The following is a 25,060-nucleotide window of genomic DNA, read 5'->3' as shown; positions in this document are numbered from 1 at the left end:
GAATGAAGCTTCCGCAGGCGCTCGGCTCCATCCACTTCATCGGCATCGGTGGCATCGGCATGAGCGGCATCGCCGAGGTGCTGCACAATCTGGGCTACCAGGTGCAGGGCTCGGATGTGGCCGAGAACGCCAATGTGAAGCGCCTGCGCGACGAGGGCATCAAGGTCGTTGTCGGCCATCGGGCCGAGAATGTGGACCAGGCCGACGTCGTGGTGGTGTCCTCCGCCATCAAGCGCGACAATCCCGAACTGCAAGCCGCGCGGGCCAAGCGCCTGCCGGTGGTGCGGCGTGCGGAGATGCTCGCCGAGCTGATGCGGCTGAAGAGTTGCGTCGCCATCGCCGGCACCCACGGCAAGACCACCACCACCTCGCTCGTCGCGACCCTGCTGGACGCGGGCGCGATGGACCCCACCGTCATCAATGGCGGCATCATCAATGCCTATGGCACCAATGCCCGCCTCGGTGCCGGCGAATGGATGGTGGTGGAGGCGGACGAGAGCGACGGCACCTTCCTCAAACTGCCGGCGGAAGTGGCGATCGTCACCAATATCGATCCCGAGCACCTCGATCATTTCAAAACCTTCGAGAAGGTCCAGGAGGCGTTCAAGGCGTTCGTGGAGAACGTGCCGTTCTACGGCTTCGCGGTCATGTGCATCGACCATCCGGTGGTCCAGGCGCTGGTCGGCCGCATCGAGGACCGCCGCATCATCACCTATGGCGAGAACCCGCAGGCCGACGTGCGGCTGGCGAATGTGGATCTCAAGGGCGGCGTGACGAAATTCGACGTGGTGTTCCGCGACCGGAGCGGGGAGACCCTGAGCCATATCGAGGGCTTCCGCTTGCCCATGCCGGGCCGGCACAATGCGCTGAACGCGACCGCCGCCATTGCGGTCGCCCGCGAACTGGGGGTTCCGGACGCGCGCATCCTGGAGGCGATCTCCCAATTCGGCGGCGTGAAGCGGCGGTTCACCCGCACCGGTGAATGGAACGGCGTCGCCATCTTCGACGATTACGGCCACCATCCCGTGGAGATTGCCGCGGTGCTGCGGGCGGCGCGCGCCGCGAGCGAGGGACAGGTGATCGCGGTGGTGCAACCGCATCGTTATTCCCGCCTCGCTTCCCTGTTCGACGATTTCTCCACCTGTTTCAACGACGCCGACCATGTGATCGTCGCGCCGGTCTATGCGGCCGGAGAAAGCCCGATCCCCGGAGCGGACCGGGACCATCTGGTGCAGGGCCTGCGCGCCCATGGTCACCGCAGCGTCACCGCGCTGGAAGGGCCGGAGGCCCTGGCCGGGATCGTGAGCGGGCTGGCCAAGCCGGGGGACTACGTGATCTGCCTCGGGGCCGGCACCATCACGCAATGGGCCTATGCGCTGCCCGGCGAACTGGAGGCGCTGGCGCCCGCCGGCGGCTAAGCTTCCCCTGCAGGTTGCGCTGCGGCGTCGGACCGGATAGGCAAGCGGCGTTCAAGACACCGCCCGTCCGGAGACGATTATGAACCGCACGCTCTGGATCGCGGTCGGCAGCGTATTTATAGGCATCGTGGTGCTGGCGCTGAAGAGCGCGGCCTATTGGGTCACCGGCTCCATCGCCCTTCTGTCCGATGCCCTTGAAAGCATCATCAATGTGGCGGCGGCGCTTGCCGCTTTGGTGGCGCTGAAGATCAGCGCCCGCCCGGCCGACGACAACCACCCCTTCGGCCATCACAAGGCGGAATATATTTCCGCCGTGCTGGAAGGCGTGCTGATCGTGGTGGCGGCGGGCTCGATCCTGCGCGAGGCCTATTTCGGCCTGCTCGACCCGCGCTTTCCCGAACAGCCGCTGAACGGCATGCTGCTCAACGGCGGCGCGACCGTCATCAACGCCGTGTGGTGCATGGTTCTGCTGCGCACGGGCCGCGCTTTGCGCTCGCCGGCGCTGGTGGCGGACGGCAAGCATCTGATGAGCGATGTGGTCACCTCGCTCGGGGTGCTGGCCGGTTTCGTGCTCGTGCCGATCACCGGCTGGCCGGTGCTGGATCCGCTGCTGGCGGGCATCGTGGCGCTGAACATCCTGTGGACCGGCTGGGGCCTGATGAAGGAATCGGTCGGCGGTCTCATGGATGCCGCCCCGCCACCGGAGGTGGTGGCGGCCATTCGCGAACTCGTCTCCACCCATGCCGACGGCGCCCTGGAGGCGCACGACCTGCGCACCCGCCATGCCGGGCGCATCACCTTCGTGGAATTCCACCTCGTCGTGCCCGGCGACATGACGGTCGCCGCCGCCCACGAGATCTGCGACCGCATCGAGCGCGCGTTCGCGAAAGACATGGACCACGCCATCGTCACCATCCATGTGGAGCCGGAAGGCGAGGCGAAGCATCGCGGCGTCGTCGTGGTGTAGGGCCAAGGTTGGCTTTCGCGGCGCGGCGTTCTAAACGCTCCCCATGTCCGCGACCTCGCCCTTTCCCGATCTTGTGCCCGAACTGACCGCGCGCCTGCTGCAGCTGCGGGGCCGCCTCTCGGCCAATGCGTCGCTCGCCGACCTCACCTGGTTCCGCGTGGGCGGCCCGGCGCAGGTGCTGTTCGTGCCCGCGGACGAGGCGGATCTCGCCTATGTGCGCGCCCATCTGCCGGACCATGTGCCGGTCACCGTCATCGGCCTCGGCTCCAACCTGATCGTGCGTGACGGCGGCGTGCCGGGCGTGGTGATCCGGCTCGGCAAGGGGTTCGGCGAGCTGAGCGTGACCGGGATGCAGGTTCTGGCCGGCGCCGGCGTGCCGGACGTGAAGGTGGCGCGCGCGGCGGCGGATGCGGGATTGAAGGGTCTCGCCTTCCTGCGCGGCATTCCCGGCGCGGTGGGCGGCGTGCTGCGCATGAACGGCGGCGCCTATGGCGGCGAGACCAAGGATGCGCTCGTCTCCTGCCGTGCGGTGGACCGGAGCGGCGCAATCCACGTCCTCTCCAGCGCGGACATGGGCTTCACCTATCGCCATAGCGCGGCGCCGGAGGATTTCATCTTCACCCAAGCGGTGTTTGAAGGCACGCCGGGCGACGCGGTCGAGATCGCCGCCGAGATGGACCGCATCACCTCCTCACGGGAGGCGACCCAGCCCATCAAGAGCCGCACCGGGGGCTCCACCTTCAAGAACCCGCCCGGAGCGAAGGCTTGGCAATTGGTGGATGCCGCCGGCTGCCGCGGCCTCGTGATGGGGCGGGCCCAGGTCTCGCAGATGCACACGAATTTCCTGATCAATCTCGGCGGTGCCACCGCGGCCGACATCGAGGCGCTCGGCGAGGAGGTGCGCCGGCGCGTGCTGGAGACCTCCGGCGTGACGCTGGAGTGGGAGATCAAGCGCATCGGCATTCCCGCGCCGCTTTAGGGAATTGCAAACGCTGTGCAGCTTTAGATGACAGGCCCGTCGCCGGGCATGGCCGAGGGACAGGCAAGATGAGCAAACACGTCGCAGTGCTGATGGGCGGCTGGTCGGCCGAGCGGGACGTTTCCTTGCGGTCGGGCGAAGCCTGCGCCGTGGTGCTGGAGGCCGCTGGCTACCGGGTCACGCGGGTGGACGTGAAGCGTGACGTGGCCGAGGTGCTTGCCCGCCTCAAGCCGGACGTCGCCCTGAACGTGCTGCATGGCTGCCCCGGCGAGGACGGGACGATCCAGGGAATCCTGGAAATCCTGCGCATTCCCTATTCCCATTCGGGCGTTCTCGCTTCGGCGCTGGCCATGGACAAGGCGCAGGCGAAGATCGTGATGGAAGCGGCCGGCGTGCCGGTCCCGTTCGGCCGGGTGGTCAGCCGCGCCGAAGCGGCGAGGGCCCATGTCATGGAGCCGCCTTATGTGCTGAAGCCGGTGGCCGAGGGGTCGAGCGTCGGCGTGTTCATCGTGCGCGAGGACCAGGCGCACCCCCCGCAAGAACTGACGCGAGCCGACTGGCCCCACGGCGAGAGCCTGCTGGCGGAGCGCTTCATTCCCGGCCTGGAGCTGACCTGCGCGGTGATCCGCGAGGAAGCCACGGGCGTCATCGAGATCGAGTCGACCCAGGCTTTTTACGATTACGAATCCAAATATGCACCGGGCGGCTCGCGGCACATTCTTCCTGCCCGGATTTTACCCGAAGTTTACCAACAGGCGCGGATATTTACGCTCGCGGCACACAAGGCACTCGGGTGCCGGGGCGTCTCGCGTGCGGACTTCCGATATGACGAAAATGCTGGCGCAGGCGCCGGCCTGATCTGTCTGGAAGTCAACACGCAACCCGGCATGACCGAGACCTCCCTGGTGCCCGAACTGGCAGCCCACGCGGGCATATCGTTCGGCGAGCTTGTGACATGGATGGTGGAGGACGCATCGCTGAATCGGTAAGGGAGCGCCCGCGCGGGCTGCGCCCGGGCACGAACCCGCCTGTCGCGTCCGCCGGCCGCAAGCCGGTGCGGCCCCAGCCGATGCGCGAGCCCCCGCCGCCCAGCCGCATCGCCTTGTTCCTGCGCCGCATGACGGTGCGCCTCGGTGCCTCGCGATTCGGCCGGCGCGGCGCCGCTTTGCTCAGCCTCGTGGTGATCGGCGGTTTCACGGGCTATGGCGTGGTGCTCGGCGGCCATGTGGAGGAAGCCCACGAATTCGTCGTCGACATGGGCGATGCGGCGGCCAACATCGCCGGCTTCAAGATCGCCCAGGTCAACCTCTCCGGCCAGAATCACGTCACGCCGTCCGAAATCCTGGCGGCGGCGGGCATCAAGCCGACCACCTCCATCCTGTTCGTGAATGCGGACGAGACCCGCGCGCGGCTCGAATCCATGCCCTGGATCGCCAGCGCCAGCGTGCGCAAGCTCTATCCCGACCGCGTGGACATCCACGTGGTGGAGCGCGAGGCCTATGCGCTCTGGCAGATGAACGGCCAGATCAACGTCATCGCCAAGGACGGCACCCCGATTGCCCCCTATTCCGACGATCCGCGCTACGTGAACCTGCCGATCGTGGTGGGCGAGGGCGCGCAGGAGCAAGTGGGCGAAATCGTCGATGCGCTCGCCCGTGTTCCCGCCGTGCGCGACCAGGTGCGCGCCGCCATCCTCGTGGCCGAGCGCCGCTGGACGCTGAAGCTGCGCAACGGCATCGACGTGCGCCTGCCCGAAGGCCCTGTGGACGACGCGCTGCTTCAGCTCGCCGACCTCGACCGCGACAAGAAACTGCTCACCCGCGACATCACCATCGTCGACCTGCGCTTGCCCGACCGGGTGGTCGTGCGCTTGTCCGACGCTGCCGCCGATGCCCGCGCCCAGATGCTGAAGGCCCGCGCGAAGGCCAAGAAAGGAGGCGCCGCGTGAGACATCGGCTCGCACAAGGTTTCGCCCCGAAGATGCGTCCCATGCCGCCCAAGAAGAGCGGCATCATCGCGGTGCTCGATATCGGCACCAGCAAGATCGTCTGCGCCATCGCGCGCCTCAAGCCGCGCGGCTCGTCCGACGTGCTGCGCCGGCGCACCCATTCCATCGACGTGCTCGGCATCGGCCACACCCGCGCGCACGGGGTGAAGGGCGGGGCGGTGATCGACATGGCGCGCGCCGAACTGGCGATTCGCCAGGCCGTGGACATGGCGGAACGGGCCTCGGGGGTACAGATCGCCTCGGTGATTCTCGGCGTGTCCGGGGCGCGCTTGTCCTCGCAGCATTACGAGGCGGCGGTGCGCCTCACCGCCCCGGCGGTGGAGGAGTTTGACATCCGCCGCGTGCTGGAGGCCGCCTCCACCTATGCCGTCGGCGATGGCCGGGCGGTGATGCACGCCTTGCCGGTGGGCTATTCGCTGGACGGTCGGCGCGGCATTGGCGAGCCGTGCGGCATGCTCGGGCGCGAACTCGGCGTCGACATGCATGTGGTGACGGGCGATCTCACCTCGCTGAAGAATCTGGTGCTGTGCGTGGAGCGCTGCCATCTCGGCATCGAGGCCATGGTGGCCGCGCCCTATGCGGCGGCGCTGTCCTCGCTGACCGACGACGAGATGGAACTCGGCGTCACGCTCATCGACATGGGGGCTGGCACCACCACCTTCTCCATCGTGTCGGGTGGGCACTGCGTCTATGTGGACGGCATTGCACTCGGGGGGCAGCACATCACCAACGATGTCGCGCGCGGCCTGCCCGCGCGCCTTGCCGACGCGGAGCGGCTGAAGGCGCTGCACGGCGCGGTGGTGGCCGTGTCGTCCGACGATCACGACATGCTGTCGATCCCGGCCTTGTCGGGCGACGAGCGCGACCATCCCCATTCGGTGCCGAAATCGCGCCTGGTGACAATTGTTAAGCCTCGCGCCGAAGAAATCGTCGAACTGTTGCGCGATCGCCTCAAGGCCTCCGGACACGGGGGCGACGCCGGTCGCCGGCTGGTGCTCACGGGCGGCGCGGCGCAATTGCAGGGCCTGCCGGACCTGATGGCGCGGGTGATCGGCCCGCAGGTCAGAATCGGCCGCCCGCTTGGGGTTTCGCGCCTTCCCGAGGCCGCGCGCGGCGCCGCTTTTGCGGTTGCGGCGGGCCTGCTGGTCTATCCCCAGGTGGCGGGCCTCGAGCATTTCGAACCCCGCCGCCGTCAGGCGGCCGGCGCGGAAGGCGGCACATATTTTGGCCGCGTCGGGCGCTGGTTGAGGGACGGCTTTTAGAGATGGTTAACGGTATTCCCCTTAACAAAGGGGGGAGCCACGGATTCGGACGGCGTGCCGGCGCCCAGGGCGCGATGGAGTGGGAACATGACGATCAACCTTCAGATGCCTGACATTCGGGAGTTGCGGCCGCGAATCACCGTGTTCGGCTGCGGTGGCGCCGGTGGCAACGCCGTCAACAACATGATCACCGCCGGCCTCACCGGCGTGGAGTTCGTCGTCGCCAATACGGATGCGCAGGCCCTCTCCCTCTCCAAGGCGGAGCGCCTGGTGCAGATGGGCGTCGCGGTCACCGAAGGCCTCGGGGCAGGCTCGCAGCCGGAAGTCGGCCGCGCCGCCGCTGAGGAAGTGCTGGACGAGATTCGCGACCACCTGTCCGGCTCGCACATGGTGTTCATCACCGCCGGCATGGGCGGTGGCACCGGCACTGGCGCTGCCCCCGTCGTGGCCCGCGCGGCCCGCGAACTGGGCATCCTCACGGTGGGCGTGGTGACCAAGCCCTTCCACTTCGAGGGCCAGCGCCGCATGCGCGTCGCCGAGCACGGCATCAACGAATTGCAGAAGACGGTCGACACGCTGATCGTCATCCCGAATCAGAACCTGTTCCGGGTCGCCAACGAGAAGACCACCTTCGCGGACGCCTTCGCCATGGCGGACCAGGTGCTCTATTCGGGCGTCGCCTGCATCACCGACCTGATGGTGAAGGAAGGCCTCATCAATCTCGACTTCGCCGACGTGCGCGCCGTGATGCGCGACATGGGCAAGGCGATGATGGGCACCGGCGAAGCCTCCGGCGACAAGCGCGCCATCCAGGCCGCCGAAGCCGCCATCGCCAACCCGCTGCTGGACGAAACCTCCATGCGCGGCGCGGGCGGCCTGCTGATCTCCATCACCGGCGGCAACGACATGACGCTGTTTGAGGTGGACGAAGCCGCGACCCGTATCCGCGAGGAAGTCGACCCCGACGCCAACATCATCCTCGGCGCCACCTTCGACCAGAGCCTGGACGGCATCATCCGCGTGTCGGTGGTGGCCACCGGCATCGACCCCGCGGTGATCCCCGAGCAGATCCAGTATCGCGGCGAGAGCACGCCGGACCTGCAGGGCCGCAAGATGTCCAACGCCGGCCGCGCGGCCGTGGAACAGGCCCGCGAGGCCCAGATCCGCAGCGCGGTGGCGGCGATCTCCGCCGAAGACCTGATGGCGCTCGACAATGCCGTCGCGGCCCAGCCGGCGCCCCAGCCGCAGCATGCGGCGCCCGCTCCGGCTCCGCAGCGCCCGGTGGCCATCGACGAGGTGACCATCCGCGCCGCAGCGCCGAAGCCCTCCTTCTATTCCGAGCCTGAGCCGGCCCCCGCGCCTGCCCCGGTGGAGGAAGAGGAGTTCGCGCCCTACATCCCGCCGCAGGCCCAGCGCCCCCGCGCGCCGCGCATGCCCCGCGTGGATGAACTGCCGATGCCCGCGCAGAACCAGATCCGCGCCCAGCGCGGCGAGCCTGCCGCCGAGCAGAAGCGCATGACCCTTCTCCAGCGCCTCGCCAATGTGGGGATGGGACGCCGCGAGGAAGAGCCCGAGGCCCCCGCGCGCCGCGAGCAGCCGAGCATGCGCGCCCCTGATTCGCGGGCGCCCCAGCAGAAGCCCGCCGGCCGTCCCGGCGAACCGGTCTCGGAATTCGCAAAGCGCCCGCCCGCGCGGCCCGTCGCCGAGGTTCCGAGCCGCCATGCACCGCAGCACGGGCACGAGGAAGATCACCTCGAGATTCCCGCCTTCCTGCGTCGCCAGGCGAACTGATTCGCTGGCTTTTGGTAACACGCACCTGCGCCCGGGACTGTGTCCCGGGCGTAAGTATTTGATAACCAAGAAGTTTTTTGTGACGTGTTTGGTAACAGGCGGTAAGCAAGCGTGATTTGGCGCAGCGCAACGAGCCCGCTAGGTTGACCCTCGAACCTTGCTTAACGCGGTCGGCGCGGAATGGATCCACACGCGGTCCATCAAATTCCAACCCGGCGGCAAAATTAGGCGGGTGAGGTGAAACATTAGAGGCGGGAATGCGGCGGCCCTTGGGCCGTGACGGTTTCCGGGGTCCATATGGCTTCCGAGATGCAGACGACCCTTGCTGGCGAGATCGCTCTTTCGGGCGTTGGCGTTCACGGGGGCATCGAAGCCTCTCTCACCCTGAAGCCCGCCCCAGCAGACACCGGTATTGTTTTCATCCGCACCTTCGCCGACCAGGCCCCCCGCAAGATGGCGGTCTCCCGCCAGTCGGTGCAGGCCACCGACCTCGCCACCGTGCTCGGCGACAAGAGCGGCGCCCTCGTTTCCACGGTCGAGCATGTGCTCTCCGCTTTGTCCGGCCTCGGGGTCGACAATGCGCAGGTGGAAGTGACCGGCCCGGAAGTTCCGATTCTCGACGGCAGCGCCGGTCCGGTGGTCGCCGCCATCGACGAAGTCGGCATCGCGGTGCTCCCCGCCCGCCGCAAATATCTCAAGGTGCTGAAGCCCATCCGCGTCGAGAACGGCGCCTCCTTCGGCGAGCTTCTGCCCTATGACGCCGGCTTCCGCCTGGAAGTGGAGATCGAGTTCGATCATTCCGGCATCGGCCGCCAGCGCTTCGCCGGCAACCTCACCCCGAACGTGTTCCGCCGCGAACTCGCGAGCGCCCGGACGTTCGGCTTCCTCAAGGATGTGGAGCGCCTGCGCTCTGCCGGTTATGCCCGCGGCGCCTCGCTGGAAAACACCGTCTGCCTTGGTGAAGCCGGCATCCTCAATCCCGAAGGCCTGCGCTTCACGGACGAGTTCGTGCGCCACAAGGCGCTGGACGCGGTGGGCGATCTGGCGCTTGCCGGCCTGCCCCTGATGGCGCGCTACCGCTCCTTCCGCGGCGGCCACAAGCTGAATTTCAACGTGGTGGACGCTCTCCTGGCGGATCGCTCGGCCTTCGCCGTGGTGGATGCCCCGGTTCGCGGCCGGCGCGAAGGCGCGGAACTCGCGATCGGCGCCCCCGTCCTCGCCTACGCCCCGGAGCGGTGAGCCGCGGGGCGTGGCCTTTGAGGCGGGTCGTCCCGCCCTGCGCACCGCAACCTTGTCTTTTTGCGATCCCGTTTTCGATGCCACATGCGGCCGGTCTTGCGCCTGTCGCCTCCATGCATTCTCGCGCGCGGACCGTGTTCTGCCGCGAGCGCCCGCCCGCCGGCTTGACGTGCGCGCCCCCGCCCTTAAAAAACCGAGCGAACCAGGTGGCGGAAACGCATTTGACGGTGCTTCGCCCCCGCCCGCCACATTGCCGACTGAAAGCGCCGTTAGCCGCGTAGTCTGCGGCGTTCTGCACGGAAGCCGACGGCTTGGGATGGAACCTTCACGTGATGCGCCTTTTCTCTGACGCCGCTGTCCTGCGCACCCGGGCGGCCAGCCTGCTCGGACTCATCTTCCTTGCCACCAGCCTCGCCGGCTGCGCCAGCAACAAGGACGATGTCATTCCGCCCGACGAGCCGGCCGAGAAGATCTATAACGAGGGCCTCACCCTGATGCGCAAGGGTGATTATACCGCGGCCGCCAAGCGGTTCGAGGATCTCGACCGCACCCATCCCTATTCGGAGTGGGCGCGCAAGGCGCTGCTGATGGACACCTACGTCTATTACGAGGCCGGCAAATACGACGACGCGATCGCGGCCGGAAAGCGCTACATGGCGCTGCATCCCGGCTCGGAAGACGCGGCCTATGCGAGCTACCTCGTCGCCTCCGCCTATTTCGACAACATTCCCGACATCACGCGCGACCAGAAGGCGACGCGCCAGGCGCTCGATGCCCTGGACGAAGTGATCCGCAAATATCCGAATACGGAATATGCCGCCTCCGCCAAGAAAAAGGTGGAAGTGGCGCGCGACCAGCTGGCCGGCAAGGAAATGATGATCGGCCGCTATTATCTGGAAAACCGCAACTACACGGGCGCCATCAACCGCTTCAAGGTGGTGGTCACTCAATACCAGACCACCCGCCAAGTGGAAGAGGCCTTGTTCCGCCTGACCGAAGCGTACATGGCGCTCGGCATCATCTCCGAGGCGCAGACCGCCGCCGCCGTGCTGGGCTATAATTTTCCCGATAGCCAGTGGTACAAGGACGCCTATAAGCTTGTGCAATCGAGCGGCAAGCTGCCGGTCGAAAACAAGGGGTCCTGGATCAGCCAGGCCTTCAAGAAGCTCGGTCTCGGCTAGGATCCATGCTCTCCTCTCTCTCGATCCGGGACATCGTTCTGATCGAGAAGCTCGATCTGGCGCTGGCGGACGGCCTCACCGTCCTCACCGGCGAGACGGGCGCGGGCAAGTCGATCCTGCTGGATGCCCTGTCCCTTGCGCTCGGCGGTCGCGGCGATGGCAGCCTCGTCCGGCATGGAGAGGCGAAGGGGCAGGTGACCGCCGTCTTCGATCTGCCGCTCGCCCATCCCGCCCGCGCGATTCTCGCCGCAGCCGACATTGCGGACGAGGGCGAGGTGATCGTTCGCCGCATCCAGATGGCCGATGGGCGCACGCGTGCCACCATCAATGAGCAGCCGGTGAGCGTGCAAACCCTGCGCGCGCTCGGCGCCCGGCTGGTGGAATTGCACGGCCAGCATGATGATCGCGCGCTGGTGGACCCGACCACCCATCGCACGCTGCTGGACGCCTTCGGCGGGCTCGCCGGCAAGACCGAAGCGGTCGGCCGGCTCTGGCGCGCCTGGCGTGCCGCTTTGTCCGAGGCTGGCGCCGAGCGTGCCCGGCTGGAGGAAGCGCAGAAAGAAGCCGATTTCATCCGCCACGCGGTGGAGGAACTGACCGCCCTCGGCGCCGAGCCGGGGGAAGAAACCGCACTTTCCGAGCGCCGCACCAGCATGATGCGTTCGGAGAAGATCGCGGGCGACCTCTCGGAGGCGCTGGAGGCGGTCGGCGGCAGCGGCTCGCCGGTTCCCTCGCTGTCCGCCGCGGTACGGCGGCTGGAGCGCCGCGCCGGCGAATCCCAAGGCCTGGTGCGCCCGGCGGTGGAAGCCATCGACCTTGCGCTCGACGCGCTGGAGACCGCGCGCTCGCACCTTGAGACCGCCCTGCGCGACGCCGCCTTCGATCCGCGCGAACTGGAGCGCGTGGAAGAGCGGCTGTTCGCCCTGCGCGCGGCCGCCCGCAAATATGGCGGAGCGATCGACGACCTGCCCAAGGTCGCCGCGCAATTCGCCGCGCAATTGGACGCCTTGAACCGCAGCGCCACCACGCTCGCGGCACTGGAAGCGAAGGTCGCGGAGGCGGAGGACGCCTATCGCGTGGCCGCCGCCGCGCTGTCCGCCGAGCGCAAGGCCGCCGGCGCGAAGCTGGATGCGGCGGTGGATGCGGAATTGCCGCCGCTCAAGCTGGAGCGCGCTCACTTCACCGCCCGCATCGACAGCGACCCGCAGACCCCCGGCAGCGAGGGTTATGACCGGGTGGAATTCTGGGTGCGCACCAATCCCGGCACCCGTCCCGGCCCCATGATGAAAGTGGCCTCGGGCGGCGAGCTCGCGCGCTTCCTGCTCGCCCTGAAGGTGGTGCTGGCGGATCGCGGCTCCGCGCCCACCCTGATCTTCGACGAGATCGATACCGGCGTGGGCGGCGCGGTTGCCGATGCCATCGGGCACCGTCTCTCCCGTCTCGCGGGGCAGGTGCAGGTGATTTGCGTGACCCACGCGCCGCAGGTGGCGGCGCGCGCGGGCCAGCACCTGTTGATTTCCAAGGCGTCCGCGGGTGCCGGCAAGGATGCGCCCGTCACCACGCGCGTCGCGCCCCTCGACGCACCGCGCCGCAAGGAAGAGATCGCCCGCATGCTCGCCGGCGCCAGCATCACGGCGGAAGCCCGTGCCGCGGCGGAAAAACTGCTCCAGGCGGCAACCCTCTCCGCTTGAGGAGGGGGCGCGGTGCGCCCGTTCAGTCGGCTTGCGGTTTGCTCTGGCGCAGGCTCTTCACCACGCCGCGCCGCTCTTTTGCCTCAAGCCGCCGCTCCTTCGAGCCGAGGGTTGGCCGCGTGGGCCGTCGGACCGGCGCCACATAGGTCGCCTCGCGAATCATCTCCACCAGGCGTTCCAGCGCGTCGGCGCGGTTGCGCTCCTGGGTGCGATGGCGCTGCGCCTGGATGATGACAATGCCGTCCTGCGTCATGCGCTTGCCGGCGATGCGGATCAGCCGGTGCTTCACGCCGTCGGGCAGGTTTGGCGAGGCGAAGGCGTTGAATCGCAATTGCACCGCGCTCGACACCTTGTTGACGTTCTGCCCGCCGGGCCCGGACGCACGCACGAAGGCGAGTTCGATCTCGTCCTCGGAGATGGCGATGCGCGGGGTGATTTCGATCATGGACGGCAAACCCGGACGCGCGGAAACGGACCGAGGCCGTAAGCCGGCCCGCGGGCCCCAGCTATGGCAGAAAGCCGCGCCGCGCGACAGGCTTGCGCATTTTCCATGCCGCCCACGCCCCGATGCCCGCCCGATAGCGGTGCGGCACAGTGCATGCCCCCCCCGGCGCGCGTCACGCGAAGGCGGGACTCGCGGAGCCTGGCTCAGATGGCGTGGCGGTTCGCGGTAGGGCCGAAATGCTCCACATAGCGCGCGCTGATGATCGAGCGCGGCAGCACGACCAGCACGTCGGTGGTGCCGAACTGATGGTCCACCACCGCCCCGTCGCCCACGAAGCCACCGAGGCGCAGATAGCCCTTCACCAGCGGCGGCAGGGCATGCAGCGCGGCCTTCATGTTGATCCGGTCCTTGGGAATGCGATCCATGGACACATAGCGCTTGTCGATCGCGCGGGCGCGCCATTCCTCGGGCGCGAGCGCATTGTGGTGCAGGAACGAGAGCTGCAGCGCCAGCGCCTCGGGGTCGGTGCCCTCAAGACTCGCGCAGCCGATCATCACGTCGATATTGTTGCGCAGGATGTAGGCCCACACCCCATGCCAGAGCAGCTCCACCGTGCGTTTGTTGCGGTAGGGCTTGAGGACGCAGGAGCGGCCCAGCTCCAGGAATTTCAGGCCGGGGTGCGCCGCGATGATGCGGTTCACGTCGAACTCGCCCTGGGTGTAGAAGCCGCCGTGGCGGTCCGCTACGTCCTGCTTCAGCAGGCGATAGGTGCCGACGACCTTGGGCTTGCGACGGCCGAGCACCATCTTGCCGGCTTCGTAATCCAGCACCAGCATATGGTCGCAGATGGCGTCGAACGCGTCCACGTCGCGCCGGGCGAGCCGGGCTGCGGCGTCGGGTACGGCGGACATTTCCTCGTAGAAGACCTTATAGCGCAGGCGCTGGGCGCGGCGCACGTCGCGCGCGGTGCGGGCGAGCCGCACTTCCAGCGGCCCGAGCCGGCCGAGCACAACCGGCTCGCCAAACGGGACGGCCTCGCGATGGCGGATGCCGGAATAGGCGCGGAAATCGGAGACCAGCTTCTGCGGCCCGTTCAGCGCCGGCTTGCCGTCCGCCCGCAGGATGGGCGGCGCGAACAGCGGCGCGCCGAACTTGGCGCCCGGAAACTTGGCGAAGCCTTCCTTGGCTACGTCGATGCCGCGGCCCACCAGAGCCGGCCAGCTGAAGGGCTGCGGGTCGAGACCTGAACCGGACGGATCTTGGCGTTTCATGCAACGACCCCCTCCTCGGGCCGCCGCTGGACAACGGCGGTTCTATGGGATGCCGCGCGCCGTCCCAGACGAGCTCGAAAGCGGGTCCGCGCATTGTGCGCGTTCATCCCGCGTGACCATCACATTCACCATAGTTTTCCTACGGCTATGTGACAATGACAGATTGTGACACCCCGGTCGTGTCATATGACGGCGGTGGCGCATTGCCGGGGCTGGGAGCGCATGCTAGCGCGAAACCCGGTTGGGCAATTCGGGGATTCGGGGGCATCATGTCTAAGGTTCGTTTTCTGTCGGGCGTCGCCGGCTGCAGCTTGGCGCTGAGCGTCGCGTTTTCGAGCCTCGCCCACGCGCAGGCTAGGCCCACCCCCGCCGCTGTGAGCGTCATCAACGTGCCGGGCGTCGGCGCGATGAACGTGCTTAGCTATCAGGCGCGGTTCGTTTCCGCAGATCCCGCCACCCGCCGCGTGGTGTTGGAAACCCCGAACGGCAAGCGCTGGGCGGTGATCGCCCCGCCGCTGCTGGGCGATGTCATGCAGCTCGCCAACAGCCGGCAATTGCTCATTCGCGTGCTGCCGGGCCTCGTCACCGCACTGGGCAAGGCACACCAGGGCACGCCGGGCGTGGCGATCTCCGAACTGGTGCTCAAGGACGGCCTGCCGGGTTGGCCGGAGGATTATGGCTTCCGCGAAGTGACCATCACCTCCATGCTGGTGAATATCGACAAGACCAACGGCACCATCAGCTTCGAGGGGCTCGACGGCGTGGTGCGCACCGTGAAGGCGGCGAACCCGCAGGTGCTGGCCGATCTGCAGAAGGTGGAACTGGGCGATCTGTGCCAGATCACCTATTACGAAGGCCTCGCCATCAACGCCATGTAGCGTGGGGCGTTAGCCTGCGGCCGCCCTCGAGTCGCACGGGGCGGCTCAGGCTGCGGCGCGCGAGCGGTCGGCCAGGGCGCGATAGGCCAGAGCCTCGGCCAGATGCCGCCGGCCGAGGCTCTCCGCCCCGCCGAGGTCGGCGAGGGTGCGGGCCACCTTGAGCACGCGGTGGTAGCCGCGCGCCGAGAGGTTCATGGCGCTGGCGGCATCGCGCAGCAAAGCGAGCCCGCCGGCATCGGGCGCGGCGACCACTTCCAGAAGCGGGCCGGAGGCTTGCGCATTGGTGCGGATGTCCGGCCGGTCCAGCGCCGCGTAACGCTCGACTTGGAGGGCGCGCGCGGCAGCGACCCGCGCCGCCACCTCCCGCGAGCCCTCCGCCGGGGCGGGCAGCACCAGATCGGCGGCGGTGACGGCCGGCACGTCCAGATACAGGTCGATGCGGTCGAGGAACGGACCGGACAGGCGCGCCTGATAATCCTCCTTGCAGCGCGGCCCGCGCTTGCAGGTGAAGCCGGGCTCGCCCGCATGGCCGCAGCGGCAGGGGTTCATGGCGGCAATCAATTGGAATCGTGCCGGATAGGTCACGCGGTGGTTGGCGCGGGCGATCAGCACGTCGCCGGTTTCCAGCGGCTGGCGCAGGGAATCCAGCACCTGGGGCGAGAATTCCGGCAATTCGTCCAGGAACAGCACGCCGTGATGGGCCAGCGAGACCTCCCCGGGCTTCGCCTTCGCCCCGCCGCCCACCATCGCCGCCATGCTGGCGGAATGGTGCGGCGCGCGGAACGGGCGGCGGTCCACCAGGGCACCGTCCTGGATCGCGCCCGCCACCGACGCGACCATGGAGACGTCCAGCATCTCCGCCGGCGAGAGCGGCGGCAGGATGGAGGGCAGGCGCTGGGCCAGCATGGATTTGCCGGCGCCGGGCGGGCCCACATACAGCAGATTGTGGCCGCCGGCCGCGGCAACCTCAAGCGCGCGCTTGGCGGTTTCCTGGCCCTTCACGTCCTTGAGGTCCAGGCCGGAGCCTCCGGGCGGGCGCAGGCGCGGATCGGGGCGGGCGAGGATCTGCCGGCCCGTGACATGGTTCGCCAGTTGGATCAGCGAGATGGGCGCGAGAATCTCCATGTCGGGGCTGGCCCAGGCGGCTTCCGCGCCGCAGGCGCCGGGGCAGATGAGCCCGTGGCCGCGCGCATTGGCGCCGATCGCCGCCGGCAGCACGCCCGCGACAGCGGCGATGGAGCCGTCCAACCCCAGTTCCCCAACCACGGTGAAGCCGGCGAGCGCATCGCTTGGAATCGCGCCGATCGCCGCCATCAGCCCGAGCGCGATGGGCAGGTCGTAATGGGAGCCTTCCTTCGGCAAATCGGCGGGCGCGAGATTGATGGTGATCCGCCGCGCGGGCAGGGCGAGCCCGGAGGCGATCAGGGCGGCGCGCACCCGCTCCTTGGCTTCCGTCACCGCTTTGTCGGGCAGGCCGACGATGGTGAACGCCGGCAGGCCCGGCGCCACATGCACCTGCACGTCCACCGGGCGCGCATCCACGCCCTCGAACGCCACCGTCGCCACACGCTGGATCACGCTTCAGCCCCCCGGCTTGCCAGTGGGGAAGAGGGTAGTGGAGTGGGCGTGTCGGCACAAGAACATATTGGGAACATGCGCCCTTATGCGGCCTTTATGGGAGGGCCGCGTGTTCCCAATCGCGCCCTTACGGCGAGCGGCGCGATAAGGGCTGCCGTGAGGACCGACCATGACCCAATCTTATTATTTCTCCCCCACCAGCACCCCCTTTCCGCGCGCACGGCCGCTGCCGCCCCAGCAGACCCGGGGCATTCGCCGGCCCGGCCCGCTGGCCCGCATGGCGCTGAAGGCGGCCTGCCTTGTGCCGCTGCTGGTGCTGGCTTTCGCGTTCCACGCCCTGTGGAGCTAAACGGCCGGCTGTTCCAATCATCGGCGCGCGCCTGGAGGTGGTTCCATGACCCATATTCAGCCCTTGTCCCCCAAGCCGCGCCGCGAGGACGCGCGGCAGACCGAGCCCTCTCCCCGTCTCGGCTGGGCCGAGTGGGGCAGCCTCGGCGGCACGGAGCGCCTCCTTCCCTTCGGTCGCAGCCCGTTGCGGAGCGCAGCTCCGGTCTGCGTGCGTGGTCTGCTGGTTGCATTTGCTCTGGTCTGCATCGTTGCTATGGTGCGATGAGGGACATGCGCACGCCGCCTTCCTTCCGCGATCCCTCGCGCAACCAAAAGCCTTGCCTCATGACCATGACCGATCTGAAAGACGGCGACCACGAGCGCCTCGTCTCCGCCCAGTTCAGCCCCCAGGCCGCCGCCTATGTCGCGAGCGCGGTCCACGCCCAAGGCGCGGATCTCGATGCCCTTGCGCAGATGATGGCGGGCCGCGGCGCGGCGCGGGTCCTCGATCTTGGTTGCGGCGGCGGTCATGTGAGCTTCACCGTGGCACCCCATGTGGCGCAGGTGATTGCCTATGACCTGTCCGACCGCATGCTGGAGGCGGTCGCGGGCGAGGCGCAGCGGCGCGGCCTTTCCAATATCGAGACCGCCTGGGGCGTGGCGGAGGAATTGCCGTTTCCCGACGCCACCTTCGATTTCGTGGTCTCGCGCTTCAGCGCTCACCATTGGCGCGATCTCTCCGCGGGGCTGGCGCAGGCGCGCCGCGTGCTGAAGCCGAACGGGCGGGCCATCTTCATGGACGTGGTGGCGCCGCCGAGCGATGTGCTGGATACGTTCCTGCAGACCATCGAGCTTCTGCGCGATCCCTCCCACGCCCGCGATTTTGCGGTCAGCGAGTGGGTCGAGCGTGCCGAGGCGGTAGGTCTGGCGTGTCAGTCGATTACGGAAGGACGGCTGCGGCTGGAGTTTTCCTCCTGGATCGCGCGCATCAATACGCCCGATCTGCACGTGGCGGCGATCCGTTCGCTTGAAGAACTGGCGACGCGCGACGTGCGCGCCCATTTCGAGATCGAGGCCGACGGCAGCTTCACGCTCGATACCGCGACACTTCTCTTCGCGCCGGTCTGAACGCTATTTCTTCTGGCCCAGCATCAGCTGGCCCTGCTTCTGGATCAGCGCCTTGGCCTTTTCCGCCATCAGGTGCAGCAGCCAGGGCAATTCCACGGAGAGATGCACGGCGGTGTCGGCCACGTCCAGCGTGCCGTGGGCGGTGTGGCCCAGCACGCCGACGCGGAATTGCAGGTGGGAATCGGTCCAGGTCTCTTCCATCACCTGCAATTTGTCGCCGAACTTCGCCCGCACGCTGGTGAGGCCGCCCTGGAGGCGACGGGTCGCCTCCGCCTTGCCGAGCTTGTGGGGGATGGAGACGGTCAAGGGCTGGGGCATGGCTGGCCTTTCCGCGTGTGAGGAAAGCGGCGCGCTCAGGCGCCCCGCTTTTCCTCGATCTTGTCCCAGATCTGCGCGGCGATATCGGGGCCGCCGAGCCGCTTGATGGCGCGAAGCCCGGTGGGCGAGGTCACGTTGATCTCGGTGAGATTGCCGTCGATCACGTCGATGCCCACGAACAGCAGGCCGCGTTCCCGCAGCGCCGGGCCGATGCGCTTGCAGATTTCCTGCTCGCGGTCGGTGAGGTCGGTGGGCTTTGCTGCGCCGCCGCGCACCATGTTGGAGCGCAGATCCCCTTCGCTGGGCACGCGGTTCACCGCGCCGGCGGCTTCCCCATCCACCAGGATGATACGCTTGTCGCCGTGCTTCACGGCCGGCAGGAAGCGCTGGATCACCCAGGGCTCGCGGAAGGTGACGGCGAAGAAATCATAGAGCGAGCCGAAATTCAGGTCGTCGGCGGTCAGGCGGAACACCGCGCCGCCGCCATGGCCGTAGAGCGGCTTCATCACCACGTCGCCGAATTCCGCGCGGAAGGCTTTGATCTCGTCCAGGTCGCGGGTGATCAGGGTGGGGGGCATCAGCTCCGGAAAATCGGTGACGAAAATTTTCTCCGGCGCGTTGCGCACCTGGGCGGGGTCGTTCACCACCAGCGTCTTGGGGTGGATGCGCTCGAGCATATGGGTGGTGGTCACATAGGCCATGTCGAACGGCGGGTCCTGGCGCAGCAGCACCACGTCGTAATCGGTCAGCGCCACGCGCCGCTTTTCGCCCAAGGTGAAATGCTTGCCCGCCTCGTCGGCGACGGTCAGCGGTTCGACGGTGGCGAACACCTTGCCGTCGCGCATGGCGAGCTGGTCGGGGGTGTAGTGCACGAGGGCGTGGCCGCGCCTCTGGGCTTCGAGCAACAGTGCAAACGTGGAATCGCCGGCAATATTGATGCGGGCGATATGGTCCATCTGGACCGCGACCTGAAGGGCCATGGAAATCTCCGGCGGGGCGCCCGGCAAAGGCGTGTCGTGCCCTATCTATAGGCGCACCCGCCTTGCCGCCAGACCGGCGCGACGCCGCGCTTGACGCGGGACCCGTTTTTCCGCACCCGTGCGCCGATCGGAGCAGGCTGCGGGGGACGAGATGATCCGGCGATATGGCGCGGCACTGGCCGCAATGTGCCTGTTCCTGTCGAGCGGGCCGGTGGTCGCGCAAGATGCCCCGGTGCCCACGGCGTTTCAGCCGCGCATCGAGCGGGTGAAGGTGGGTGAGATCGAGATGGGCTATTACGCCCGCGGGAATGGCGCGCCGCTGGTCATGATCATGGGGCTCGGCGCGACCATGTCCGATTGGGACCCCGCCCTGCTGGAAGCGCTCTCCCACGACCACACGCTGATCGTCATCGACAATCGCGGCTGCGGCTTCTCCTCGGACACGGCGCAGAACCATACGACCATCGCGCAGATGGCGGACGATGCGGCCGGCCTCGTGGCGGCGCTGGGCCATGAGAAGGTGGATGTGCTCGGCTATTCCATGGGTGCGATGATCGCGAGCCAGGTGGCGATCCGCCATCCTCAGATGCTGCGTTCGCTGATGCTGCTGGCGCCGAGCCCCGGTGGCAGCCACGAGGTGCCGCCTGCGCCGGGGGTGCTGGAGGCGATCGCCCACCACACGCTCGCCCTGCCGCAGGTGCTGGCGCTGTTCTTCCCGGAAGACCCCGCCGGCCAGGAAGCAGGCCGCGCCCTGGTCCTGCGCGCGGTCGCCGGCCGCAAGGCCGGCACGATCCCAGCCGCGCCGGCCTGTTCGGACGAGACCGGCAGCCGGCAGGTGGAAGCGCTGCGGCAGTTTTCCGCTTCCGATGCCAATTACGACGCGCTGCCTGCCATCGCGGCGCCCACCCTTGTGATGGGCGGTCGCGTGGACAAGGTGCTGCCGCCCGCCAATGCGCAGACGGTGGCGCAGCGCATTCCGTTTGCCTGGAGCACTTATTTCGAAGGCGGGCATCTGTTCTGGGCGCAAAGCCGGGAGCGGGTGATCGCGGCTCTGCGGGCCTTCCTGCAATAAGCTGTTCCGCCCTCACGCGTCGGGCTCGAACGCCCCGGGCAGATGCTCGGCCGCGCCATCGAGGCCGAGGAGGATCGCATCGAAGCGCATGTCGAGCCCGCCGAGCGCGGGATTGACGGCGAGATAAGCCTCGGCGGCGGCGGCGATGCGGCGCCTCTGGCGCGGCAGCACGGATTCTGCGGCCTGGGCCAAGTCCGCGCGCAGCTTCACTTCGCAAAAGACGAGCAGCCTTTCGTCACGCGCCACGATGTCGAGTTCGCCGGCGCCGGTACGCACGCGGCGGGCGAGGATCGCAAAGCCCTGCGCCTCCAGCAGCGCGGCCGCCCGGTCTTCGGCGGCAAGGCCGCGCGCATGGGCGGCCTGCTTCTTGCGGCGGGCGGGGGTGTCCGCCGGCGGCGCCTTCGGCTTCTTGATCTTGACCGGCGCGGTCATGCTTGGTCGGACGCCTCTTCACCGCTCTCGCCAGCTTGGGAAAGCGCGAGCGCGCGGGCATAGACCTCGCGCTTGTGCCGCCCGGTGAGGGCCGCGACCGCGGCCACCGCATCCTTCAGCGAATGCTCGGCGAGGGCGCGGGCGAGCGCGGCGTCCACGTCGTCATCCTGCGCGGCCTGCTCCACCGGCGGGCCGACCACCAGCACGATCTCGCCCTTCGGGTCGCGCTCGCCGGCATATTGGGCCGCCAGCTCCGGCAGGGGCCCGCGCCGCACTTCCTCGAACGTCTTGGTCAGCTCGCGGCACACGGCGGCGCGGCGGGGGCCGAGGATGTCGGCGAGGTCGGCGAGGCTCTCGGCCAGGCGCGGGCCGGTCTCGTACAGCACCAGGGTGGAGGGAATGCGCGACAGCTCGGTGATGCGGTTGCGCCGCTGGCCCGGCTTGGGCGGCAGAAATCCGTCGAACAGGAAGCGGTCGGTGGGCAGGCCGGCGGCCACCAATGCGGCGAGAAGTGCAGAGGCACCGGGCAGGGGGTGGATGCGATGGCCGGCCTCGGCCGCCTCCACCACCAGCTTGTAGCCAGGATCGGAGATGAGCGGCGTGCCGGCATCGGAAACCAGGGCCAGCGCCTGCCCGGCAGCAAGGCGCGCGAGCAGCTTTGGGCGCATCGAGGCGCCGTTGTGGTCGTGATAGGAAATCAGCGGCACGTCGATGCCGTAGCGATCGGTGAGGCGCCGCGTCATGCGCGTGTCCTCGCAGGCGATCACGTCGGCGCCGGCCAGCGTTTCCAGCGCGCGCACCGTGATATCGCCGAGATTGCCGATGGGCGTGGCCACCACATGCAGGCCCGGCGCGAGACGCGCCGCGGGCAGGGTGGTGCCGGCAAGGGTGAAGGAGCGGGGGCATTCGGCAGGAAGAGTCATGACCTCACCTTAACCCAGCCGCGCCGCGTGTTGAATTCGCTCCTCGCCGGCAGGTGGGGATGCCGCTCAGCCTAAGCCGGGACGGGCGCTCCGTCCTTCACCCGAACAGGAATGGTGAGATAGTGTACGCCATTGGCCGAGGCGGGCGGGAAGCGGCCGGCGCGCATGTTGACCTGAATCGAGGGCAGCAGCAGCACGGGGGCGGCCAGCGTCGCGTCGCGCGCGGTGCGCATCGCCACGAATGCCGCTTCGCTCACGCCCTCCTTCACATGCACATTATGCGCGCGCTGGTCGGCCACCGTGGTTTCCCAGGCATAGGTGTCGCGGCCGGGGGCCTTGTAATCGTGGCACATGAACAGGCGGGTCTGCGGCGGCAGGGCCAGCAGGCGATGGATCGAGTGGTAGAGCTGGTGCGCATCGCCACCGGGAAAATCGGCGCGCGCTGTGCCGTAATCGGGCATGAACATGGTGTCGCCGACGAACACCGCGTCGCCGATCTTGTAGGAAACGTCCGCCGGCGTGTGGCCCGGCGTGTGGAGCACCTCGGCATCGAGGCTGCCGATGGCGAAATGTTCGCCGTCCGTGAACAGATGATCGAAGTCGCAGCCGTCGGTTTTCAGGTCCGTGGCGTTGAAGATGGGGCGGAAGATGCGCTGCACTTGGACAATCTCGGCGCCGATGCCGATGCGAGCCCCGGTCTTCGCCTTGATGAAGGGCGAACCTGAGAGGTGGTCCGCATGGACGTGGGTTTCGATCGTCCAGACGACGCGATAGCCGTGGCGCGCCACGGCTTCGAGCACCGCCTCCACCGAGCGCGTGTCCACGGTTCCGGATTTGTGATCGTAGTCCAGTACCGGGTCGATCACCGCCGCGTCCCGCGTGACCGGATCGGCCACCAGATAGGTCACGGTGTGGGTCGGTTCGTCGAAAAACGCCTGGATCACGGCTGGGGTGGGCATGGTACCGGTCCTTTCGCGGCTTCGGCCGCCTGTTATTTAACAAACTGAAATGTGAAATTTCGGAGGCGGCGCGCCGGGCATCGCGCGAAGCGCGGCTCCGCTGCTCGCCCCAAAGGAATCTTTGCCGGGTCGCGCCCTCGCCAAATTGCCGGCATAAGGGTAATTCTGGAATTCGCGCCAACACCCGGCGCCCGCAGGAGAAACGAGTGACGCACCGCGCGCCTTCCCCGCCCCCTGTGCTTTCCTCTTTCGCAGAGGCAACCCGCCGGGAGGCGTTGATCCGTGGCTTGCGTCTTGGCGGCGGGCTCGTGTCTGCGGCGGCGCTGAGCGCCTGCGCAGGCGATCTGGGCGGCAAGGCTGTCGATCTCGGTCCCCAGCCGGGGCCCGCCAATGTGCCGCCTCCGGTTGCGAGCGGCCCGGCGGTGGCGCTCATTTTGCCGCTGGGCGCCCAAGGCAATGCCGGCCTGGTCGGCCAGTCCATGCGCAACGCGGCCGAACTCGCCATTGCCGAGGGCGGTGCGCCGGTTTTCCAATTGATCGTGAAGGATGACGCCGGCAACAGCCAGGGCGCGCGCGCGGCGGCGGAAGCGGCGGTCAACGAAGGCGCGCGCATCATCCTCGGCCCGCTGTTCGCGCATTCTGTCGGTGCGGTGTCCCAGGTGGCACGGGCGCGCGGCGTCCCGGTGATCGCCTTTTCCACCGATACCAATGTGGCGGCGCCCGGCGTCTATCTGCTGAGCTTCCTGCCGCAGAGCGATGTGGACCGGATCGTGCGCTATTCCGTTTCCCAGGGACGGCGCTCTTTCGTCGCCATGATTCCCGAGAACGCCTATGGCTCGGTCACGGAAGGCGCGCTCCAGCAGACGGCGGCCGACACCGGCGGGCGAGTGATGAGCATTGAGCGCTTCACCCCGGCCAAGCTCGCGGACGCGGCCCGGCGCATTGCCGCCGTGGCGCCCCAGGCGGATGCCGTGTTCATTCCCGATGCCGCCGACCAGGTGGCGAACGTGGTGCAGCAGCTCGCTGCCGCGGGCGTCGACCTGAAGAAGGTGCGCCCGCTCGGCACCGGGCTTTGGGACAATGCGGCGCTGATTGCCGATCCGCGCATGGATGGCGGCCAGTTCGCGGCCCCCGATAGCTCGGGCTGGCGCAATTTTTCCCAGCGGTATCGCCAGAGATTCGGCAGCGACCCGGTGCGCACCGCCACCTTGTCCTACGATGCGGTTTCGCTGGTCTCCGCCATCATGCGCACGCAAGGTCCGGAAGGCCTCACCGAATCCACGCTGACCAATCCCTCCGGCTTCAACGGCGTGGACGGCCCGTTCCGCTTCCGCGCCGACGGCACCAATGAGCGCAGTCTTGCGGTGATGGAGATCCGGGGCGGCAGCGCCCAGGTGGTGAGCGCGCCGCCGCGGACCTTCGGAAGCTGAGATGCGCGCGCCGGAGCGGGCGTCCCCCCACGGCACGGTTTTCTCGCCGCCATTTTGCGCTATAGCTGCGCGCGCGTCCGCTGGGCGCGGCCAACGGGCACTAGGAAGGACGAACGGGCCATGAAAGTGATTGCACCTTTGGCGGGCCTTATTCTCGCCGTTTCGGGTTTCGCGGCTCTGGCCCAGACGCCGGCCCCCGCTCCGGCAGCGCCCGCCGCCACCGCCCCCGCCGCAGCGCCGGCTGGCGACAAGGGGCCCGGAACCACCCAGGCCGGCACGCCGCGCCGGCCGGAAGTGCAGATCTCCCGCCCCATCGAGATGGTGCTGACCCAGCAGGCCGTGAGCATGGCCTATGACGGCAAGTCGCTGGTGCTCACGGGCGTCGCCCCGCTCACCACCTTCGCCGTGGACCGGCCCGAGCGCATCGGCGGCACCATGACCACCGAGCAGTTCGCCAAGCTGTGGAACGTGACCGCGGACATCTTCAAGAACGATCCGCCCAACGCTGCGCTCACCATCCTGGGCGCCACGCCGACACAGGTGGTGGTGGAATTGTCCCATGTGACCCAGTCTGGCTCGACGCTCACCTTCGAAGTGGGCCTGCTGGACGGCGATCTGCCCGCCACGGGCGGCCCGGTGACGCTGGTGATGGCGCCGACCGTCTATCGTCCGCTCGACCATGCCGGTCCGTTCCTGAAGTGCTGGTGGAGCCCTTATTGGGTGCAGCGCGTGTGCCGCGCCGCCTGGTGAGCCTTCGAGCTATTCGATACGTCTGCAAAACGG

The 25,060-nt window shown here is 68.2% G+C and carries 25 protein-coding genes; 17 read left to right on the top strand and 8 right to left on the bottom strand.

Annotated elements, in window-relative coordinates:
- Positions 1-2: 2 nt before the first annotated feature.
- From murC to recN, 10 genes are all read left to right on the top strand, one after another.
- Positions 3-1,418: a UDP-N-acetylmuramate--L-alanine ligase gene (gene murC / locus V5F68_RS17585; RefSeq protein ID WP_394014295.1), complete on the top strand. Its 1,416-nt coding sequence runs from the start codon at positions 3-5 to the stop codon at positions 1,416-1,418.
- 79 nt (positions 1,419-1,497) lie between these two features.
- Positions 1,498-2,385 carry a cation diffusion facilitator family transporter gene (locus V5F68_RS17580; protein WP_394014294.1) on the top strand — a complete coding sequence of 296 codons (888 nt, stop codon included), beginning with the start codon at positions 1,498-1,500 and terminating at the stop codon, positions 2,383-2,385.
- A gap of 43 nt (positions 2,386-2,428) precedes the next feature.
- The gene (gene murB, locus V5F68_RS17575; protein ID WP_394014293.1) at positions 2,429-3,364 is read left to right on the top strand and encodes a UDP-N-acetylmuramate dehydrogenase; all 936 of its coding nucleotides are present in this window, start codon (positions 2,429-2,431) and stop codon (positions 3,362-3,364) included.
- 68 nt (positions 3,365-3,432) lie between these two features.
- Positions 3,433-4,353 carry a D-alanine--D-alanine ligase gene (locus V5F68_RS17570; protein ID WP_394014292.1) on the top strand — a complete coding sequence of 307 codons (921 nt, stop codon included), beginning with the start codon at positions 3,433-3,435 and terminating at the stop codon, positions 4,351-4,353.
- 80 nt (positions 4,354-4,433) lie between these two features.
- A complete protein-coding gene (locus V5F68_RS17565) occupies positions 4,434-5,312 on the top strand; it encodes a cell division protein FtsQ/DivIB (RefSeq protein WP_394104122.1) in 879 nt (292 codons plus the stop codon).
- A gap of 32 nt (positions 5,313-5,344) precedes the next feature.
- A complete protein-coding gene (gene ftsA / locus V5F68_RS17560; protein WP_348844576.1) occupies positions 5,345-6,634 on the top strand; it encodes a cell division protein FtsA in 1,290 nt (429 codons plus the stop codon).
- 87 nt (positions 6,635-6,721) lie between these two features.
- Positions 6,722-8,425, top strand: a complete 1,704-nt coding sequence (gene ftsZ / locus V5F68_RS17555) for a cell division protein FtsZ (protein WP_394014290.1) — start codon at positions 6,722-6,724, stop codon at positions 8,423-8,425.
- 297 nt (positions 8,426-8,722) lie between these two features.
- Entirely contained in the window at positions 8,723-9,664 is a 942-nt protein-coding gene (gene lpxC / locus V5F68_RS17550; RefSeq protein WP_394014289.1) for a UDP-3-O-acyl-N-acetylglucosamine deacetylase, read from the top strand.
- A gap of 332 nt (positions 9,665-9,996) precedes the next feature.
- Positions 9,997-10,845, top strand: coding sequence for an outer membrane protein assembly factor BamD (locus V5F68_RS17545; RefSeq protein ID WP_394014288.1), 849 nt, complete (start codon positions 9,997-9,999; stop codon positions 10,843-10,845).
- 5 nt (positions 10,846-10,850) lie between these two features.
- Positions 10,851-12,536, top strand: a complete 1,686-nt coding sequence (gene recN / locus V5F68_RS17540) for a DNA repair protein RecN (RefSeq protein WP_394014287.1) — start codon at positions 10,851-10,853, stop codon at positions 12,534-12,536.
- 22 nt (positions 12,537-12,558) lie between these two features.
- Here the strand turns inward: recN and arfB are convergent, their stop codons facing one another.
- Together arfB and olsB are read right to left on the bottom strand one after the other, a co-directional pair.
- Positions 12,559-12,981, bottom strand: coding sequence for an alternative ribosome rescue aminoacyl-tRNA hydrolase ArfB (arfB, locus tag V5F68_RS17535; protein WP_394014286.1), 423 nt, complete (start codon positions 12,979-12,981; stop codon positions 12,559-12,561).
- A 203-nt stretch (positions 12,982-13,184) separates the two neighbouring features.
- A complete protein-coding gene (gene olsB, locus V5F68_RS17530) occupies positions 13,185-14,252 on the bottom strand; it encodes a l-ornithine N(alpha)-acyltransferase (protein ID WP_394014285.1) in 1,068 nt (355 codons plus the stop codon).
- Between the two features lie 269 nt (positions 14,253-14,521).
- Here olsB and V5F68_RS17525 point away from each other — a divergent pair, with 269 nt between their 5' ends.
- Positions 14,522-15,130, top strand: coding sequence for a hypothetical protein (locus V5F68_RS17525; RefSeq protein WP_394014284.1), 609 nt, complete (start codon positions 14,522-14,524; stop codon positions 15,128-15,130).
- Between the two features lie 45 nt (positions 15,131-15,175).
- On the opposite strand, the gene V5F68_RS17520 is transcribed toward V5F68_RS17525, so the two are convergent.
- Entirely contained in the window at positions 15,176-16,708 is a 1,533-nt protein-coding gene (locus V5F68_RS17520) for a YifB family Mg chelatase-like AAA ATPase (protein WP_394014283.1), read from the bottom strand.
- 169 nt (positions 16,709-16,877) lie between these two features.
- Between V5F68_RS17520 and V5F68_RS17515 the strand changes: the two genes are divergently transcribed.
- From V5F68_RS17515 to V5F68_RS17505, 3 genes are read left to right on the top strand one after another with little or no spacing between them, the layout of a single operon-like run.
- The gene (locus tag V5F68_RS17515; RefSeq protein WP_394014282.1) at positions 16,878-17,057 is read left to right on the top strand and encodes a hypothetical protein; all 180 of its coding nucleotides are present in this window, start codon (positions 16,878-16,880) and stop codon (positions 17,055-17,057) included.
- A gap of 45 nt (positions 17,058-17,102) precedes the next feature.
- On the top strand, positions 17,103-17,321 hold the full coding sequence (locus V5F68_RS17510) for a hypothetical protein (protein ID WP_394014281.1): 219 nt from the start codon (positions 17,103-17,105) through the stop codon (positions 17,319-17,321).
- A 59-nt stretch (positions 17,322-17,380) separates the two neighbouring features.
- Positions 17,381-18,163 (top strand): class I SAM-dependent methyltransferase, encoded by a 783-nt coding sequence (locus V5F68_RS17505; RefSeq protein ID WP_394014280.1) that lies wholly within the window; start codon positions 17,381-17,383, stop codon positions 18,161-18,163.
- A gap of 3 nt (positions 18,164-18,166) precedes the next feature.
- Here the strand turns inward: V5F68_RS17505 and V5F68_RS17500 are convergent, their stop codons facing one another.
- Positions 18,167-18,481 (bottom strand): polyhydroxyalkanoic acid system family protein, encoded by a 315-nt coding sequence (locus tag V5F68_RS17500; protein ID WP_348844164.1) that lies wholly within the window; start codon positions 18,479-18,481, stop codon positions 18,167-18,169.
- Positions 18,482-18,516: 35 nt separating this feature from the next.
- The gene (gene gshB, locus V5F68_RS17495; RefSeq protein ID WP_394014279.1) at positions 18,517-19,461 is read right to left on the bottom strand and encodes a glutathione synthase; all 945 of its coding nucleotides are present in this window, start codon (positions 19,459-19,461) and stop codon (positions 18,517-18,519) included.
- Positions 19,462-19,612: 151 nt separating this feature from the next.
- Here gshB and V5F68_RS17490 point away from each other — a divergent pair, with 151 nt between their 5' ends.
- The gene (locus V5F68_RS17490) at positions 19,613-20,533 is read left to right on the top strand and encodes an alpha/beta fold hydrolase (RefSeq protein ID WP_394014278.1); all 921 of its coding nucleotides are present in this window, start codon (positions 19,613-19,615) and stop codon (positions 20,531-20,533) included.
- Positions 20,534-20,545: 12 nt separating this feature from the next.
- Here the strand turns inward: V5F68_RS17490 and V5F68_RS17485 are convergent, their stop codons facing one another.
- The 3 genes from V5F68_RS17485 to V5F68_RS17475 all read right to left on the bottom strand — a co-directional run bounded on the left by V5F68_RS17485 (position 20,546) and on the right by V5F68_RS17475 (position 22,847).
- The gene (locus tag V5F68_RS17485) at positions 20,546-20,965 is read right to left on the bottom strand and encodes a YraN family protein (RefSeq protein WP_394014277.1); all 420 of its coding nucleotides are present in this window, start codon (positions 20,963-20,965) and stop codon (positions 20,546-20,548) included.
- Positions 20,962-21,888: a 16S rRNA (cytidine(1402)-2'-O)-methyltransferase gene (rsmI, locus tag V5F68_RS17480; protein WP_394014276.1), complete on the bottom strand. Its 927-nt coding sequence runs from the start codon at positions 21,886-21,888 to the stop codon at positions 20,962-20,964. The genes V5F68_RS17485 and rsmI overlap by 4 nt, the downstream gene beginning before the upstream one ends.
- A 71-nt stretch (positions 21,889-21,959) precedes the next feature.
- Positions 21,960-22,847 carry an MBL fold metallo-hydrolase gene (locus tag V5F68_RS17475; RefSeq protein WP_394014275.1) on the bottom strand — a complete coding sequence of 296 codons (888 nt, stop codon included), beginning with the start codon at positions 22,845-22,847 and terminating at the stop codon, positions 21,960-21,962.
- 275 nt (positions 22,848-23,122) lie between these two features.
- Here V5F68_RS17475 and V5F68_RS17470 point away from each other — a divergent pair, with 275 nt between their 5' ends.
- Positions 23,123-24,277 carry a penicillin-binding protein activator gene (locus V5F68_RS17470; RefSeq protein ID WP_394014274.1) on the top strand — a complete coding sequence of 385 codons (1,155 nt, stop codon included), beginning with the start codon at positions 23,123-23,125 and terminating at the stop codon, positions 24,275-24,277.
- Between the two features lie 120 nt (positions 24,278-24,397).
- Positions 24,398-25,027, top strand: a complete 630-nt coding sequence (locus V5F68_RS17465) for a hypothetical protein (protein WP_394014273.1) — start codon at positions 24,398-24,400, stop codon at positions 25,025-25,027.
- Positions 25,028-25,060: the final 33 nt, after the last annotated feature.

The sequence above is a fragment of the Roseixanthobacter pseudopolyaromaticivorans genome (assembly GCF_043195145.2).
In the GTDB taxonomy this organism is placed as follows: domain Bacteria; phylum Pseudomonadota; class Alphaproteobacteria; order Rhizobiales; family Xanthobacteraceae; genus NCEH01.
This window is presented reverse-complemented; position numbering and strand designations above follow the sequence as displayed.

Bases quoted from the DNA above. Each gene is read 5' to 3' on its own strand.
- ftsZ (WP_394014290.1), top strand. From the start codon at position 6,722: ATGACGATCAACCTTCAGATGCCTGACATTCGGGAGTTGCGGCCGCGA.
- V5F68_RS17475 (WP_394014275.1), bottom strand. From the start codon at position 22,847: ATGCCCACCCCAGCCGTGATCCAGGCGTTTTTCGACGAACCGACCCAC.
- V5F68_RS17565 (WP_394104122.1), top strand. From the start codon at position 4,434: ATGCGCGAGCCCCCGCCGCCCAGCCGCATCGCCTTGTTCCTGCGCCGC.
- V5F68_RS17525 (WP_394014284.1), top strand. From the start codon at position 14,522: ATGTCTAAGGTTCGTTTTCTGTCGGGCGTCGCCGGCTGCAGCTTGGCG.
- olsB (WP_394014285.1), bottom strand. From the start codon at position 14,252: ATGAAACGCCAAGATCCGTCCGGTTCAGGTCTCGACCCGCAGCCCTTC.
- V5F68_RS17580 (WP_394014294.1), top strand. From the start codon at position 1,498: ATGAACCGCACGCTCTGGATCGCGGTCGGCAGCGTATTTATAGGCATC.
- murB (WP_394014293.1), top strand. From the start codon at position 2,429: ATGTCCGCGACCTCGCCCTTTCCCGATCTTGTGCCCGAACTGACCGCG.
- V5F68_RS17465 (WP_394014273.1), top strand. From the start codon at position 24,398: ATGAAAGTGATTGCACCTTTGGCGGGCCTTATTCTCGCCGTTTCGGGT.
- V5F68_RS17505 (WP_394014280.1), top strand. From the start codon at position 17,381: ATGACCATGACCGATCTGAAAGACGGCGACCACGAGCGCCTCGTCTCC.
- rsmI (WP_394014276.1), bottom strand. From the start codon at position 21,888: ATGACTCTTCCTGCCGAATGCCCCCGCTCCTTCACCCTTGCCGGCACC.
- recN (WP_394014287.1), top strand. From the start codon at position 10,851: ATGCTCTCCTCTCTCTCGATCCGGGACATCGTTCTGATCGAGAAGCTC.
- arfB (WP_394014286.1), bottom strand. From the start codon at position 12,981: ATGATCGAAATCACCCCGCGCATCGCCATCTCCGAGGACGAGATCGAA.
- V5F68_RS17545 (WP_394014288.1), top strand. From the start codon at position 9,997: ATGCGCCTTTTCTCTGACGCCGCTGTCCTGCGCACCCGGGCGGCCAGC.
- ftsA (WP_348844576.1), top strand. From the start codon at position 5,345: ATGCGTCCCATGCCGCCCAAGAAGAGCGGCATCATCGCGGTGCTCGAT.
- V5F68_RS17510 (WP_394014281.1), top strand. From the start codon at position 17,103: ATGACCCATATTCAGCCCTTGTCCCCCAAGCCGCGCCGCGAGGACGCG.
- V5F68_RS17490 (WP_394014278.1), top strand. From the start codon at position 19,613: ATGATCCGGCGATATGGCGCGGCACTGGCCGCAATGTGCCTGTTCCTG.
- lpxC (WP_394014289.1), top strand. From the start codon at position 8,723: ATGGCTTCCGAGATGCAGACGACCCTTGCTGGCGAGATCGCTCTTTCG.
- gshB (WP_394014279.1), bottom strand. From the start codon at position 19,461: ATGGCCCTTCAGGTCGCGGTCCAGATGGACCATATCGCCCGCATCAAT.
- murC (WP_394014295.1), top strand. From the start codon at position 3: ATGAAGCTTCCGCAGGCGCTCGGCTCCATCCACTTCATCGGCATCGGT.
- V5F68_RS17515 (WP_394014282.1), top strand. From the start codon at position 16,878: ATGACCCAATCTTATTATTTCTCCCCCACCAGCACCCCCTTTCCGCGC.
- V5F68_RS17500 (WP_348844164.1), bottom strand. From the start codon at position 18,481: ATGCCCCAGCCCTTGACCGTCTCCATCCCCCACAAGCTCGGCAAGGCG.
- V5F68_RS17570 (WP_394014292.1), top strand. From the start codon at position 3,433: ATGAGCAAACACGTCGCAGTGCTGATGGGCGGCTGGTCGGCCGAGCGG.
- V5F68_RS17485 (WP_394014277.1), bottom strand. From the start codon at position 20,965: ATGACCGCGCCGGTCAAGATCAAGAAGCCGAAGGCGCCGCCGGCGGAC.